The sequence below is a fragment of the Marinobacter sp. CA1 genome, assembly GCF_020546665.1.
Taxonomy (GTDB): Bacteria; Pseudomonadota; Gammaproteobacteria; order Pseudomonadales; family Oleiphilaceae; genus Marinobacter; species Marinobacter xestospongiae.
In genome coordinates, this window is sequence record NZ_CP071785.1 from 1,165,167 (window position 1) to 1,179,406 (window position 14,240).

The window sequence follows — 14,240 nt, forward strand, 5'->3', positions numbered from 1 at the left end:
ACGGAAAACGCGCGAATAAGTTCGCTGCAAAAGAAATGTGACGAAGGTCCGTTTCTTCTCAGCGACGCTCGATCGACTGAATTCCACCATTGTCGTGCAGGCGGGTCAGTTCGGCCTGGGTGAACTCTGCGTAGCCTGAGTAATAGCTGTCCTGGGAGGCTGCGCCCGAGCTGATGTCCTTTCGCAGACCTTTGGATTTGTTATACACCGTATCGCCAATCTGGAATATGACGGCCTCGGGGGCGACCTTGGCGATCCGCATCAGACCATAGCGGTAGGGACTTTCGGTGTCGTCAAATACGTCCCGAACATCGATGATGTAGTAGTCATGGACCTGCGGTGCGGCGATATAGGCGGCTTCCTGCTGGTTGTCCTGGTAGATACCGAAGGCGATGGCAATGACGGCAACGATGGCCAGCGCCAGTCCACTGAACATCGGCAGGGTGTTCTTTTTGGTGAAGACGGCCTTCTTCAGCTGAGTGGCCAGGTCGTTGGGCAGCTCATTGCCAACCAGGGTCTTCTTGCAGTGGGTGCACTCGATGCCGACTTTCTGCGACGTGACGCAGGTCGGAATCTTGTAGAGGTGGAAGTAACGCATCAGGCCAAAGCTGTTGAACTGGTTGCTCTCGCAACTTGGGCAGTCGATACCTTCGATCAGTTGGCCAGCAATGACCTTGTTATTGGAACCCCAGACAAGCATAGGTGTCTCCTTCAATTCCCTTGAATATGATGACATCAGGAGACCCGCTGGCTGGGTACGACCGGCACCAGCCGGTGTAGCCACGACGAACTCCCTTTCGCCAGTGATTGTCGGCAGACACCTGTCCTGTGCTGCCGGCGGCTATTATCCCCGTCGGTTGCGGCGGGGACAAGGTGCGGGCGAGATTTCGTGATTCCCCTGCTAGACGATCAGCAGCGTCGTTAGCCCGCCTGGGATTGCAGGTAGTTCTGCAGGCCCATGCGGTCGATCAGGCCGAGCTGCTGCTCCAGCCAGTAGGCATGGTCTTCCTCGGTGTCGGCCAGCAGGGGCTCAAGCACGGCACGGGTCTGGTAGTCCTTTTCCGATTCGCATAGCTCGATAACATCTTTTAGCGCCTTATCAACGTCGTACTCCAGTTGCAGGTCGTTCTTCAGCATGCTGGGCACGTCGGTGCCGATGTTGAGGCCATCCCGTTTGGTCATGTCGGGGGTGCCTTCGAGGAACAGAATGCGCTCGATCAGCGCCGATGCGTGGTCCTTCTCCTCGGTGAACTCGTGGTCGATGCGTTCGAACAGCTTGGTCAGTCCCCAGTCCTGGTACATCCGCGAGTGAATAAAGTACTGATCCATCGCCGCCAGCTCGCCGGCCAGTAGTGCGTTCAGGGCGTTGATGATGTTCTGTTTGCCTTTCATGGTGAAGTCTCTCCGTTATGTCCTGGGCATGGTTGCCGATACTGTATCCCAAGTTCCCTGGTGGGTGTTTGATCAACATCAGCTAATCCGTGGCTCCCGGAAGTGCCGGAGCTCTGGCTTTCAGCCACCAACGTCGTTATGTTCAGGCGATCTCAGCAATGGATGGCAATGAACATCATGACGTTTCGACCCTGGATTAGAGTCCTCGCATCCTTTTTTCTGTTTTCCCTGCCGGCTTTGGGGCTGGGTAAGACGTTCACCTACCACGGCATGGCGGGTAGCGATCCCGTCACGATGATTCTGGCGATCCAGTCAGACGGTCGTGCCGAGGGGCGCTTCGAGCATGGCAGTCAATCCGTGGCAGTGACTGGCGTCCTGGTCGATGGCGAGCTGAAGCTGAGAGCTGATGGTGAGCCCGATCGTCCGGACGAGCGTTTACTGGGACGTTACCGGTCACAGTCGCAGCGTTTTGGCTGGCCCCCGGAGGATGCCCTGGAGCACTATCCGGTGACGTTGTCCGGGGAGTGGACCGCCGGTGACCAGCGTCGAGCCTTTGAGCTGGCGCTGGAGCCTTTCGGTGATGGGCGACTCAGTTGTGAGGAAATGCGATCCCAGCCTGAACGGGTATTCCGGCAACAACCGGACCTCGGGTCGGGCCATGGCTCGCCATTGAGTGTGGAGTACGATTGCCCGGAAAGCCTGCTGAAGCAGGATTTCCTCAAACGCCTGCATGAACTTGCCGAGACCCTGAACGGTTCGGGTAATCTCAGCCTGATCTGTGGCGGCACGATCGAGTATGCCAAGAACCGGTATTTCCTGTTCCGGTTGCTGAAAGCGGGGTTTGTGCCGCGACAAAACCCTGATCAGCGGCAGTGGGGGCCATCGCGAGACGAGATGTTGAGCTACCTGGCGTATTGGTCCGTGCAGAGTCTCTACAATCGGCGCCTCTACGAGGTGTTTGTGGACGAAATGGCGCTGGCGGAGCGCCGGCTGGCCCGGCACTATGCGGTCACCTCCGGGTTGAACGGCGACGAAGCAGCCCAGGCAGCGGCCAACGGCATTGAGCTCTACCTGAGACGGGCGGCCGGAGCTGCACCGGCCCGGGATCGCCGGCCGCCGCCGTTGCTTGCGGCCTTGCTGGCCGGGCCGACAGACTTGCAGGCTCTGGACCGGTTGATTCGCGACAGTGACCCCCGGACTTTGTCCCGGGCTTTGAGCGCCGCCCTAATACTGGAGCGTGGCGACGCCACCATCAACCGGCTGTTGACGGCTGTGCCTGATCTCAATCACAGCCACAATCCCGACCCCGGTTACGTTCAGAGTAGCGAGCCCCCTTTATTCGCCAGCCTGACCCAACCGGAGCGTGTGCGGCAGCTGCTGGCAGCGGGTGCGCAGGTGGATAGCCAGAACGGGTTTGGCAAGACCGCGCTGTACTACGCCATCCAGTTCAACCGCCTGGACGTCGCCGAGCTGTTGATTGCCGCAGGGGCGAATGTGAATCACCAATACCCGAGTGCGGAAGCGCTGGACAGTGGCGAGCGACGTTGTCGCTACAGCATTCGCCGGGGACTGCGAACACCGCTGATGCACGCCGCCCAGCATGCCGGGCCGGAAATGCTGTCAATGCTGCTGGAGGCCGGCGCCGACCTGGGGTTGAAGGACGATCTGGGTGACACGGCGCTGGCCTATGCCGAACTTGGCGGCAAGCCAGCCAACGCCGATTTCCTCAATCGTCACCTCATGCTGCAACCGGCCCCCTGAGGCGGAGCCAGGAACCGTCAGGCCGGCACCGCGGTGGTGTCGGCAAGTTCCGCCAGCAGTTGATCTGCCAGCGCATCCACCTTCTTGTTGGCATTGGCGACAGATGCCGCCAGCAGATCGCCACCGGCCTCCTGATACTCAATCGCCACCCGGTGGATACGGTTGATGCCGATAAACTCCAGTACCGTCATCAGCGCCGGTTCCAGGTGATTCATGTGAGCCAGCGGGCCACCTGGCTCAAACCCTTCGCCACCCCGGGCGGAGAGGATGATGGCCTGGCGAGGCCGATCCGCCAGTAACGGCGTGAATGGGTCCTCCGGTTGGCTGGGATCGAAATCCACGGTACGGCCGACGCGGACGATCTGGTCGACCCACGCCTTGAGGGCGGCGGGCATGCCGAAATTGTACAGCGGCGAACCAATCACCAGCACATCGGCGGCCACCAGTTCATCCACCAGGCGGTCACTTTCCGCCAGCACGTCGGCCATCCACGGTTGTCGGCGCGCTTCCGAAGCGAAGGCGGCTTCAATCCAGCGCTGGTCAATGAAGGCCGGGGGCGAGAGGCCGACTTCCCGATGGCTGACCGGGTCGTTCGGACGTTCCTCCCGCCAGCGGTGGATAAAGCGATGGCTCAGGTTGCGGCTGTGGGAACCGTGTTCGTCACGTCCGGCCAGGCCCGGGCGGGCACTGGCGTCGATGTGCAGGATACGGGGCATGGTGACTCCTTGATGTCTGAGTTGAATTCAGGTGCTTGTGTCAGCAAAATCAGGCTATCGCTCAGTCAATATTGGCGACAAACGATCATTTTTTCTTGATACAGATGAGTTGGGTTCATCCATTATGTCCAGACGTTTGCCATCCCTGTCTGCGTTACGTGCCTTTGAGGCGGCCGCCCGGCATGAGAGTGCCAAACTGGCGGCTCAGGAACTTTCTGTCACCGCGACGGCCATCAGCCATCAGATTCGTGGACTGGAAGAGTCGCTGGGGGTAGCGCTGTTTGTCCGTAAGCCTCGCCAGTTGATCCTGACGACCCAGGGGAAAGAACTGCTGCAGGTGCTTGAGACGGCTTTTGACAACATCAGCCAAGCCGTTGAGCGCCTCACTGTCACGCCCAGTCGCCCGGCGGTGACACTCTCCACCACACCTGCCGTAGCAGCGCGGTGGCTGCTGTCTTGGGTCTGCATGCTGCGGGTGTCCCATCCGGAGATTGACCTGCGTATCCACGCTTCCCATGAGCCGGTGGCGCTGGATGGCGTCACGGCGGATCTGGCGATCCGTTATGGTGATGGTCAATGGCCCGGCCTGGTGGCAGAGAAATTGTTCGACAACTACTTCATGCCCGCCTGCAGTCCACATCTTGGGCTACAGAATCTGGCGGACTTGCCGAAATACCCTTTGATACATTTTCATCCCCAGGGCGCCTCGGTGACGCCGATGGACTGGGCCGGCTGGCAGAAACAGGCTCAGGTACCTGGTCTGGATGTGACCGCGGGTCTGGAGTTTTCGGACGAGACCCATGCCATCGCCGCCGCCGTTGGCGCTCAGGGGGTGGCTTTGATGAGCCGGCCGTTAATCGAGGACGAGCTGGCGGAAGGGCGGCTGGTGCAACCCTTTGGTCCGGAGCTGGAGGGCAAGCCATTCTACCTGGTGTACCCGGAAACCCGCCGCCAGGACCCGGTGATCCTGGCGATCCGCGATTGGGTGCGGAACGTGCCTGGTGGTCTGTGCACCCTGGCGCCTACTCGGGTGTCATGATCGGCCATGAGTGATCGGTGGCCGGCGATGCCAGCGTATTATTGGCAGTCGGGGCTCTCCGGGCCTAGTCTCAACATTGTGTAGTGCTGTCGTATTTCGGTATTCGCGACAGCCTGTTTTCAGCGTCGTCAGCGGGTGGGCCGCAGGATCTTTCGACGACTTCCGCCATAAAGGACCCTATCGCCATGTTTGGCAGAGAATTGCGTAAAGAAAACGCCGAATTGAAAGAAGAGCTCCATATGCTCCGCCAGTTGGTGGACGACGTGTCTCAGGAGTTGTTGGTACTGAACTTGGATGTCCGGGGAGTAATCACATCTCACAACCACAACTTCCTGATCGAAACCGGTCTGGCTGAGAAAGACCTGGTCGGCCATCACATCAAGGACCTGGTTCCCTCGTTCCTACGCAGTACTCCTCATTTTGACCGGATGATGTCGGCCCTGAGCAATCATGCGGTCTGGGTAGGGGCCTGGCAGATTCAGAACAACCGGGGGGAGCATCTTTGGTTGCGCTCTACTCTCTGTCCGATCAAGAGTGTGGATGGCAAGCTGGATCATTTCACGATCTTTGCCAATAACCTTACTCGCACCATCGAGGGCTCCCGCGAGCATGAGAACCTGATCCAGGCCATGCAGCGTTCCACCGCGGTTATCGAATTTGATATGTCTGGCCATGTGTTGGCGGCCAACGACCTGTTCCTGAACTCAATGGGGTACTCACTGAGCGAGATCAAAGGCAAGCACCACCGGATATTCTGTCCTCCTGAGGTCTACAACTCACCGGAGTACGAGCGCTTTTGGGAGCAGCTTCGACACGGCAATTTTATTGCAGAACGCTTTAAGCGGGTCGACAAATACGGTCGAGATGTGTGGCTTGAAGCGTCCTACAACCCTTTGTTGAATGCACGCGACGAATACTACAAGGTGGTCAAGTTTGCCACCGTGATCACTGATCAGGTGCAACAGGAGCAGGAAGTGGCCAGGGCTGCTGGTGTGGCCTTCGAGACCTCCCAGGCAACGGATGCCAGTGCCAAACGGGGCATGGAGGTGATGCAGAACACCGCTGCGGTGATGGGGCAGTTGGCGGAGCAGATGGTCAAAGCCGCTGAGGGCATTGGTAATCTGGACAAACAGGCCCAGATGATCAATGCCATCATGCAGAACATCAGCAGCATTGCCGAACAGACCAACCTGCTGGCCCTCAACGCCGCCATTGAGGCAGCCCGCGCCGGCGATCAGGGCCGCGGGTTTGCCGTGGTGGCGGATGAGGTGCGACAGCTGGCGTCACGCACCTCGGAGGCGACCGATGAAATCTTTGGCGTTATGGGGCAGAACCAGAGCCTGACGTCAGATGCGGTCAGCATCATCGAAGGTGGCAAGAAGCAGGCCGAAGAAGTCCGCGAACTGGTGGACGAAGCCAGCGACGTCATCAATGAGATTCAGGACGCCGCCAAGCGTGTTGTCGATGCGGTCTCCCAGTTCGCAGACCGATTGAACCAATCCTAGTGTCCCGCTACGGGCATTGGCCGCTCTGGTAGTGACCAGGTGCTGTCTCTCTCACCCACGGGGACAACCCGGCCACTGCCCCCAGGTAGTCATCCCCGCCGTAGCTGAAGTAACCGCCTGCGTAGTAGGCCCGGCCGGCAAGGCTGTGGTTGAGGTTGGTGTCCTGCCAGTCGGTGCAGACGGTGTCGCCTGGATTGCCATCGTCGCCGCAGGCGGCCGGTTCGCTGCTGTACCAGCTCCCCGGGACGCCTTCATGAAGTGTTACCTGGCTCCAGGTATCGAACGACCCGCCGATATCGATGTTATCTCCGCTGGCGTAAGCCCGTAGATTGGAGGTGCCGCCAGCATAAGCCCGCCCTGTTGCGATGTGGGTGTAGGGCGAGGCAGTGGCTTGCTCACAGGTTTCAATGGGCGTGTTGGGATCGACGACCGTGACGGTTCGCTCCCGGGTTGTGGTGTTGTCAGCGCTGTCGGTGGCCGAGTAAGTGCAGAAGTAATCACCAACTGTGGTGGTGTCGACGTCGCTGCAGTCTGCGGTGACGCTGAGCTGACCGTCTTCGCTGTCTTCCGCCGTCGCTCCGGGATCGGTGAAGGGCTCGCCCAGGTTCACCGTCATTGGGTTGTTTCCAATCAATGTGATCACTGGGAAGCCGCTGGTACTGCCATTTTTCGGGTGACGGTCGAAGAAATCCCAGACGATGTCGGGATAGCTGGGGCCAACCCGTACTGACCACTTGCCGTTGTTGCCATGCTCTCCGCCGATCCAGTAGTGACCATGATCGGTGTCTTGCAAGTTCGGTGTGGCCAAGGGGCCGTCCAGGAATATGGTTTCCACCAGTGAGCGTTGGCCGGCCTGACCGTTCTCGGTATAGCGGGTGTGCTGGCATTGATGGCGGTCCTGATAGTACGGCGAGCAGGCCGTTGACGAGGCTTCGCTGTTACCCTGGGAACTGCCGTCACTCCCAAACACCTGCAGGTGGGCGTCCCGGATGTTGTTGGCCGCTGTCTGCAAAACCGTACAGTCATTGGCGTTCTGAAGAACCATCAGCGGGATGGGGTAGTCATCGTCCAGCTCAGCCGCCATGTCTGAGGCCACCTGTGACACGCTGTGAAAAGACGCGCTGCCCGGGCATTGGCCAGTCAGAGATACCGAGGCGGCATCCTCACCGTAGGGCAGTCCAGAGGCGGCGGCTGCAGCGGCCCAGTATTCGTTGTGTGCAGTTGCAGCGACAACCGCCATGGCGCCGCCAGAGGACAGGCCGGTGATGTATAGCCGCTCGGGATCGATGGCAAACGCGTCCTCAACGGCAAGGCCGATTTGATGCAGATCTTCGACTTCTCCGCGGCCTTGGTGACGATGATGATCAAACCAGAAGCCCCAGCAGTTTTCATTGCGCAGACCGTCATAGCTGGTGATGAACGGGGCGACCAGCACGAAGCCATACTGGTCCGCGGCTGCGGTAAGACCCCAGTCAGCGAGCACGTCGGCGTTACTCTGTTTGCAGCCGTGCAGAGCCATCACCATCGCTGCCGGCGTGGTGAGATTGTCCGGGACATAGACCTGGTAGTCCCTGGCGCGGGACTGGCTATAGGCCTGTTGTGGCAGGGTGTAGCTGTAAGTCTGTCCGGCCATTGTCGGAGCGCTCGTCAACGACAGCACCATGGAGACAACGGCGAGAGCCAGCAGGCTGAGCTGTGTCAGCCGGGTTGGATAAACAGTCATTGGCAGTTCCTTCTTGTTGGTTTTGTTTCCGCCACCAGAATGAAGAAAGAACCGTGCCAGATTGGCAAGCCGTTGATTGGCTGAGGGGAAGGTATCCGGCTGGTCTTAAGGTGACCTGTCAGCCGGACACCGGTGTCTGGAAAGCCGGACTGGCCGGTTTCGCAGGGTCAGGCTGCAGCCAGTTCCCTGGCAACCGCCCGCGGGGCACCCAGGGCAAGCAGGACCGCACCGCAGGAACAGGCCAGCATACTGACCACGATGGGCAGCAGGGCATGGCCGCCAAACACCGAGGACAGCGCGCTTATGCCGCCGGCAATGGTGAACTGGGACGCGCCCAGAAGGGCTGCGGCGGTGCCACCGAGGTGGGGGAAGAACTCCAGTGCGTTGGCCATGTTGTTGGGGACAATACCGCCCTGGCAGCCAATTGCGCCAATGATGCAGGCTACCACCAGCCACAGCGGTCCATTCATTGCCACCACCGCGACCAGGGCCACCAGTGCGGCAAACTGCATGATCACCTGCACCCGCAGCAGCACCACGGATGAGAACCGACGCAGCAGTGGCCGATTGATCAGGTTAAGGGTGGCCATCAACACGATGTTGGCGGCAAACAGAATCGAAAACTGGCTGTTCGACAACCCAAGCCACTCCTGGTAAATGAACGAGGAGTGAGTGATGAACAGCATCATGGTGCTGAAGCACAGCACCTGGATGCCAATGAATCGCATGGTGGTGCGGTGTTTCAGCACCAGCAAGTAGTTGGTGACCAGAGTCTTAACCGGGGTGGTCGCCCGGGGGCGTGGTTGCAGTTTGGGAAACAGCGCCAATTGCAGTGCCAGCACCAGGAACACGGCGTAGCCCGCGAGCACCAGGAAGATGCTGTGCCAGTCGCCAAACGACAGCATCAGCGCGCCGAGGGAAGGCGCCGCGGCCGGGGCAATGAACATGATCAGGCCGATCATGCCGAAGAGGCGTGCGGCATCCTGGCCGCCGACCTGGTCCCGCACAATGGCAGGTACCGAGACGGCGCAGAAAGCGCCGCCAATGCCCTGGGCAATCCGCCATACCACCATGTCGGACAGTGACCCGGCCTGGGCGACCATCACACCGGTGATGGCAAAGATGGCCAGACCGCCGAGCAGTATCGGACGACGACCGTAGCGGTCGGAGAGCGGGCCGCCCACCAGTTGCGCGAGGCCGAGGGTGGCGACGTAGGCGCTCAGGGTCAGGCCGACATCGCTGTGGGGAATGCCGAAACCGTCTGCGATACTGGGAAAGGCTGGCAGGTAGGCGTCCAGCGCCAGCGGGCCGAGGGCCACGGTCATTCCGAGCAGAAGAGCAAGGTGAAAATGAGACAAGGGCTACCTCCTTAGTAGGTAGATAGCTAACAGTATTTGTCCGGCTCCGGCAATGAGCAGTTTCCGAAAAGTCTTATGTAACAAATGGTTGTATTGACAGGAGGCGGGCGCTGCCGGAGGAACGGAATGGTAACCCGACAGCGGCCCCGGCTTCGGTAGAATAGTCGTTAACCAGAGGCTCCTTAACGGCTCCTTGAATAACCCGTATGAGACGCTCGTGAGGAAGTGTGTTGATGAACCGAAACTCGTTGATCGCCGGTCTGCTGGCTGCCGCCACCCTGATGAGTGGGTGTGCCAATCCCGAGACACCGCAGGAAGTGTCCCGGCTCTTCTGGCAATCGGTGATCGAGAATGACGCCAGTGAAGCAGACGACTACTCCACGCTGGTAAACGAAGCGGCTTTTGATGGCTTTGAGCGGGACTGGCGGGGCGTGACGGTTCAGTGGGGCCGGGTGGTTATCGATGGCAATGAGGCCCGCATCGAAACGGTGCTTGAGGGCATGGCTCGCCAGACGACTCCGCTGGAGACCACCACCTACCTGGTCCGTAAAGGCGATGAATGGCTGGTGGACTATTACCGCACCGGCGATGCCCTTGCGCAGGGACCACTGTTTGAACAGGTGATTGGCAAACTGGAGCAGCTGGGCCAGGATCTCCAGGCCCGCTGGTCAACCCAGTCCAGTGAGCTGGCGGACGACATTGAGCGGATGACCCGAGATCTGGAAAAACAGGCAACCCTGGCGAATGAGCGTTTTACCCTTCTGTTGGAGGATTACGCCGGCAAACTGGAACAGCAGCTGGAAGCCCTGTCCCGCTCCATAGAGGAGGCTTTGGAGCAGCACCCGTCTTCAACTCCGGAAGACCGGCGTCGGCTCAACCAGGCGGTGATCCGGCTGGACGACCAGAGCCAACGCCTGCAGGAGCCCGATCTGCAATCGGTGGCGATGACCACCCAGGTGGCCGCCGAGACCCGGCTGACCCTGGCCCAGCTCGGCGACGAATTCGCCGGCTATAAAGCCGAATGGAATCAGCGGGTCAGTGACATGGAGAGTGAACTGGCGGCGCTGTTCCGCCAGTTCACCGGCGCGGAGAGCTGATCGCTCTTATTCGGTCACCGCTTCCGCCTTGCGGCGTCGAGTGCGATTCGATTTCACCGGTTTGGGCGCTTCGGCCTGGCCGTAAGTGAGATCGTAGTCCTCCAGGTTGAAGACGTTCAGGCGTCGTTTCAGCGCCTGCAGTGACCAGGGCCAGGCGGCGAAGTTACGGCCGTTCTGGTCCAGGTAGTAGCTGCTGCAGCCGCCGGCGTTGAAGACCGTGGTCTGCAGGTTCTTCTGCACCCGCTCGTTGTGGGTTTTCAGTACATCGGATTTGATGGTGAGCTTGCGGATGCCCCGGTCGCGGATCTTCAGCAAGCCATCAATGATGTAGTCGAGCTGTGCTTCCGCCAGCTGGATGAAGGAATCGTACACCAGCACATTGGGTCCAAGGATCAGGAAGGCGTTCGGGGTGTTCTCGATGGCAGTACCGAGGTAAGCCTCCGGCGAGCTGCTGGCCCACAGGTCTGCCAGGCGTTCGCCACGGTCGTTGAAGACCTTCTGGCCAATGGGCGGGTGAGACACATCAAACCCGGTGCCCCAGATGATCACGTCCACTTCCCGCCGCTCACCATTGGCGGCGATCACCGTGTTGCCCTCAACCTTCACCAGACCACTGGCAATCAGTGAGGTGTTGTCCGCCTGCAGGGCCGGGTAGTAGTCGTTGGCAAACAGAATACGCTTGCAGCCGATGTCGAAGTTCGGCGTCACCGCCTTGCGCAGGGTAGGGTCTTTCACCTGTACTTTCAGCAGTTGCCGCGCCGCAACATTCACCGGCTTCAGGAAGGCCGGGTTGCGCAGGCCGAAATTGATCACATTCAGTGAGCCGGCCACCGCTTTGCGCCAGCTTTGCTGGATCACGGGGAAGCGCTCAATGGCCTGCTTGCTGCTCTCCCCCAGCGCCATGTCCGGCTTTGGAAGCACCCACGGAGCGGTGCGCTGGAACACCGTCAGCTCTTTGGTCTGAGGCTGGATCTGGGGGACGAACTGGATCGCGGATGCGCCGGTGCCGATGACCGCGACGCGTTTGCCGGTCAGGTCCACATCATGGTTCCAGCGGGCGGAGTGGAACATCTCGCCTTTGAAACTCTCGAGACCGGGAATGGCCGGTATCCTGGATTCGGTGATCGGACCGGTCGCGAACACCACGGTGCGGGCGAGGTATTCGCCGTTGCTGGTATCCAGGCGCCAGAGACCGGCATCGTCGTCCCAGGCAGCCCGCTCAAGGGCATTGTTGAACTCGATCAGAGGGGTGATGCCAAACTCATCGCTGACCCGCTCCAGGTAACTGAGAATCTCGGGCTGCTTGGCAAACAGGTTGCTCCAGCGGCTGCTGGGGGCAAACGAGTAGGAGTAGAGCGACGATGGCACATCACAGCCACAGCCCGGGTAGGTGTTTTCCCGCCAGGTGCCGCCCACGCGGCTGGCTTTCTCGATGATCTTGAAGTTGTGGTAACCGGCCTTGTTGAGCTTGATGGCGGTGGCAAGCCCGGAGATGCCTGCGCCGACGATGAAGGTGTCGTAAATCCTGACGTTGTCGGACGGGGATGTTCTGGCGGCTGCTCGCCGGGTTTTCTTGGGAGTGGAAGTAGCCATGGGATGAAACCGTATTGGGTGACTGGGGAGTTAATCAGGGGCTCCTTACGGAGCGACCGTTATTTGAAGAGCCGGTACGACAGTCCCAGGAATCTGGTGTAGAGCGCAGGTGATGCGCGCTTCATCATCCAGAACAGCTTGGCGTCAATCTGCGGCGTGGTGTAAAGCTGTCCGCGATCGAGCCGGTCCAGGGTGAGACGGGCCACATCGTCACTGGTCGTCATGGCGTAGTTCATCAGGGCATGGTCGGCGAGTTTGGAGTAGCGGCCGGGAATGCGTCCGTTCTTGATGATGTTGGTTGGCACCAGGGTCGGACACAGCACGTTTACCCGGATGTCGTACTTCTTCAGTTCCGCCGACAGGGTTTCCGACAGCGCCAGCACCCCGGCCTTGGTGACGTTGTAGGCGCTCATCTCCGGCGCCGCGGTGTAGGACGCGGCGGACGCGACGTTGATGATGGCGCCCCGACCGAGTCGCTTGAATTGCGGCACGAAGTAGTGGCAGCCATGGATTACGCCCCACAGATTGACGTCGGTGCACCACTTCCAGTCCTCCAGGGGCAGCTCGTCGAAACGGCCGCCGAGGCCGACGCCGGCGTTGTTGATGACCAGGGTGGCGGGATGGCCGAAGAAGGTTTCCGCTTTCTCCGCCAGGGCCTTCATCTGCTCGGCATCGCCCACATCACACTGCACGGCATGACCCGTCGTGGCGCCCGCCTGCCTGATACGGTTGACGGTTTCCTCCGCCGCTGCGAGGTTGATATCGGAGCACACCACGGAACCATGGCGTTTGGCCAGTTCCAGGGCAAAGCTACGGCCAATGCCGCTGCCGGCACCGGTCACTACCGCATAGGCGTGGCTGCTCGGAGCGGGCTTTCGGTTGAACAGTGATTTCATGCTGAACGGTGATCTCATAGAGGCAAATCCTGAAATGGGTGGCCAATCGCACATAGGCATGGTTCAGGCCCGTACTGGCGGTACCACCTGTTTAACGAAGTAGGGGGTTAACAGGCCGGTTTCCGGATGCAGCAACCGTTCCTTGTAGTACTCGAGGTACTCGCTGGTGTCGTGGTCGTTGGGGTGGAAGTCCGGCCGCAAGTAATCGAAGACGTGGCCCAGGGTGCTGCCATACACACCGTTCTTGCGGCCGATCAGCAGGCCCAGACTACGCTTGGCGTCTTTCCAGAATCCCAGGCTTACCAGTTTGCGGGGGTTGCGCAGGAACGGAATGGCAACGCCACCGAGCGGCACCAGGAACCAGATGGTGAACAGCGCCAGTGCGAACCCGGTGATTCGCAGCAGATAGCTGCCGGACAGCTCCTGATAGACGTCGTAGGCGATGTCCTTGTGCTCCGCCTCTTCCAGCATGTGCCACATCCACAGGCCGCGCTGCTTCTCATCTTCGCTGTGAAAAAAGTTGTCTTCGTGCTTCATCATGAATTCCGCCAGCACTGCGGTGAAATGCTCGATACCCGCCATCAGCGACAGTTGCAGGCGATGGGGGAAGCGTTTGAAGCCATAGTTGAAAAAGTTCTCGGCCAGAAAACGGTAAAGTGGCACCGGAAAGCGGTGCTCCTTGAGAATCTCGTTCCACTCTTCATGGACTTTCGAATGCAGCGCCTCCTGGCCGATGAGGGAGGTGACCCGCTGTTTCAGTACCGGATCGGTGAGAAAGTCCCGGTGGTAACGGGCGGTGTCGATGACCAGGTCTTCGCCGTAGGTCAGGAAGATCGACAGCGCCTCGAAGTAGGCGGAGGCCAGTTCGGCATTCAGGTAGAAGTTCGGGTCCGCATCCTGGGCATTGAAGTCGAACTTCATGTGGCGAATGGGCACTTCCGGCTTTTCTGCGGTCTGGGCACTGGCTTGGGATACCGGTTGAGCTGCGGTCGCGGTCGTCATTGGGGAAACCTGTCCTGAATCGTCATCATGGGTGTGGCCAGACGCTGCGGAAGGGGGACCGGTATGAACGTCTGGCCTGAGTGGCACAATCAATACACTCCTTGCAGGCTAAGCTGATCAAATGTTCGGATTCAATTCGGAACTCGCGTTGTTCAAGG

At 59.9% G+C, this 14,240-nt stretch carries 11 protein-coding genes and 2 pseudogenes; 5 read left to right on the top strand and 8 right to left on the bottom strand.

Annotation, left to right across the window (positions count from 1 at the left end; translation table 11 throughout):
• Window positions 1–58: 58 nt before the first annotated feature.
• Window positions 59–700 (bottom strand): hypothetical protein, encoded by a 642-nt coding sequence (locus J2887_RS05460; protein ID WP_227174758.1) that lies wholly within the window; start codon window positions 698–700, stop codon window positions 59–61.
• A gap of 221 nt (window positions 701–921) precedes the next feature.
• A complete protein-coding gene (gene bfr / locus J2887_RS05465; RefSeq protein ID WP_227174760.1) occupies window positions 922–1,392 on the bottom strand; it encodes a bacterioferritin in 471 nt (156 codons plus the stop codon).
• 177 nt (window positions 1,393–1,569) lie between these two features.
• Here bfr and J2887_RS05470 point away from each other — a divergent pair, with 177 nt between their 5' ends.
• Complete coding sequence (locus J2887_RS05470; protein ID WP_227174762.1) at window positions 1,570–3,153, top strand: ankyrin repeat domain-containing protein; 1,584 nt, start codon at window positions 1,570–1,572, stop codon at window positions 3,151–3,153.
• A 17-nt stretch (window positions 3,154–3,170) separates the two neighbouring features.
• Here J2887_RS05470 and J2887_RS05475 read toward each other — a convergent pair whose 3' ends face one another.
• A complete protein-coding gene (locus J2887_RS05475; protein ID WP_227174764.1) occupies window positions 3,171–3,869 on the bottom strand; it encodes an FMN-dependent NADH-azoreductase in 699 nt (232 codons plus the stop codon).
• Window positions 3,870–3,990: 121 nt separating this feature from the next.
• On the opposite strand from J2887_RS05475, the gene J2887_RS05480 reads away from it, so the two are divergent.
• The 3 genes and pseudogenes from J2887_RS05480 to J2887_RS21810 form a co-directional block, all read left to right on the top strand.
• The gene (locus J2887_RS05480) at window positions 3,991–4,908 is read left to right on the top strand and encodes a LysR substrate-binding domain-containing protein (RefSeq protein ID WP_228752866.1); all 918 of its coding nucleotides are present in this window, start codon (window positions 3,991–3,993) and stop codon (window positions 4,906–4,908) included.
• A gap of 239 nt (window positions 4,909–5,147) precedes the next feature.
• Window positions 5,148–5,870 (top strand): annotated as a pseudogene (locus tag J2887_RS21805) (PAS domain-containing protein); the annotation flags it as partial.
• 102 nt (window positions 5,871–5,972) lie between these two features.
• A pseudogene (locus tag J2887_RS21810) lies at window positions 5,973–6,413 on the top strand (methyl-accepting chemotaxis protein); the annotation flags it as partial.
• Between the two features lie 7 nt (window positions 6,414–6,420).
• On the opposite strand, the gene J2887_RS05495 reads toward J2887_RS21810, so the two are convergent.
• Window positions 6,421–8,136: a PHB depolymerase family esterase gene (locus J2887_RS05495; protein ID WP_227174779.1), complete on the bottom strand. Its 1,716-nt coding sequence runs from the start codon at window positions 8,134–8,136 to the stop codon at window positions 6,421–6,423.
• Between the two features lie 167 nt (window positions 8,137–8,303).
• Window positions 8,304–9,494, bottom strand: a complete 1,191-nt coding sequence (locus J2887_RS05500; protein ID WP_227174781.1) for a multidrug effflux MFS transporter — start codon at window positions 9,492–9,494, stop codon at window positions 8,304–8,306.
• 233 nt (window positions 9,495–9,727) lie between these two features.
• On the opposite strand from J2887_RS05500, the gene J2887_RS05505 reads away from it, so the two are divergent.
• Entirely contained in the window at window positions 9,728–10,591 is an 864-nt protein-coding gene (locus tag J2887_RS05505) for a hypothetical protein (RefSeq protein WP_227174784.1), read from the top strand.
• A gap of 6 nt (window positions 10,592–10,597) precedes the next feature.
• Here the strand turns inward: J2887_RS05505 and J2887_RS05510 are convergent, their stop codons facing one another.
• From J2887_RS05510 to J2887_RS05520, 3 genes are read right to left on the bottom strand one after another with little or no spacing between them, the layout of a single operon-like run.
• Window positions 10,598–12,184 (bottom strand): flavin-containing monooxygenase, encoded by a 1,587-nt coding sequence (locus tag J2887_RS05510; protein ID WP_227174786.1) that lies wholly within the window; start codon window positions 12,182–12,184, stop codon window positions 10,598–10,600.
• 59 nt (window positions 12,185–12,243) lie between these two features.
• Window positions 12,244–13,098 carry an SDR family NAD(P)-dependent oxidoreductase gene (locus J2887_RS05515; RefSeq protein WP_227174795.1) on the bottom strand — a complete coding sequence of 285 codons (855 nt, stop codon included), beginning with the start codon at window positions 13,096–13,098 and terminating at the stop codon, window positions 12,244–12,246.
• 45 nt (window positions 13,099–13,143) lie between these two features.
• The gene (locus J2887_RS05520; protein ID WP_227174797.1) at window positions 13,144–14,082 is read right to left on the bottom strand and encodes a metal-dependent hydrolase; all 939 of its coding nucleotides are present in this window, start codon (window positions 14,080–14,082) and stop codon (window positions 13,144–13,146) included.
• Window positions 14,083–14,240 lie beyond the last annotated feature (158 nt).

Excerpts from the sequence above, each read along its gene's own strand:
- J2887_RS05460 (WP_227174758.1), bottom strand. The coding sequence starts at position 700 with ATGCTTGTCTGGGGTTCCAATAACAAGGTCATTGCTGGCCAACTGATC.
- bfr (WP_227174760.1), bottom strand. The coding sequence starts at position 1,392 with ATGAAAGGCAAACAGAACATCATCAACGCCCTGAACGCACTACTGGCC.
- J2887_RS05470 (WP_227174762.1), top strand. The coding sequence starts at position 1,570 with ATGACGTTTCGACCCTGGATTAGAGTCCTCGCATCCTTTTTTCTGTTT.
- J2887_RS05475 (WP_227174764.1), bottom strand. The coding sequence starts at position 3,869 with ATGCCCCGTATCCTGCACATCGACGCCAGTGCCCGCCCGGGCCTGGCC.
- J2887_RS05495 (WP_227174779.1), bottom strand. The coding sequence starts at position 8,136 with ATGACTGTTTATCCAACCCGGCTGACACAGCTCAGCCTGCTGGCTCTC.
- J2887_RS05505 (WP_227174784.1), top strand. The coding sequence starts at position 9,728 with ATGAACCGAAACTCGTTGATCGCCGGTCTGCTGGCTGCCGCCACCCTG.
- J2887_RS05510 (WP_227174786.1), bottom strand. The coding sequence starts at position 12,184 with ATGGCTACTTCCACTCCCAAGAAAACCCGGCGAGCAGCCGCCAGAACA.
- J2887_RS05515 (WP_227174795.1), bottom strand. The coding sequence starts at position 13,098 with ATGAGATCACCGTTCAGCATGAAATCACTGTTCAACCGAAAGCCCGCT.
- J2887_RS05520 (WP_227174797.1), bottom strand. The coding sequence starts at position 14,082 with ATGACGACCGCGACCGCAGCTCAACCGGTATCCCAAGCCAGTGCCCAG.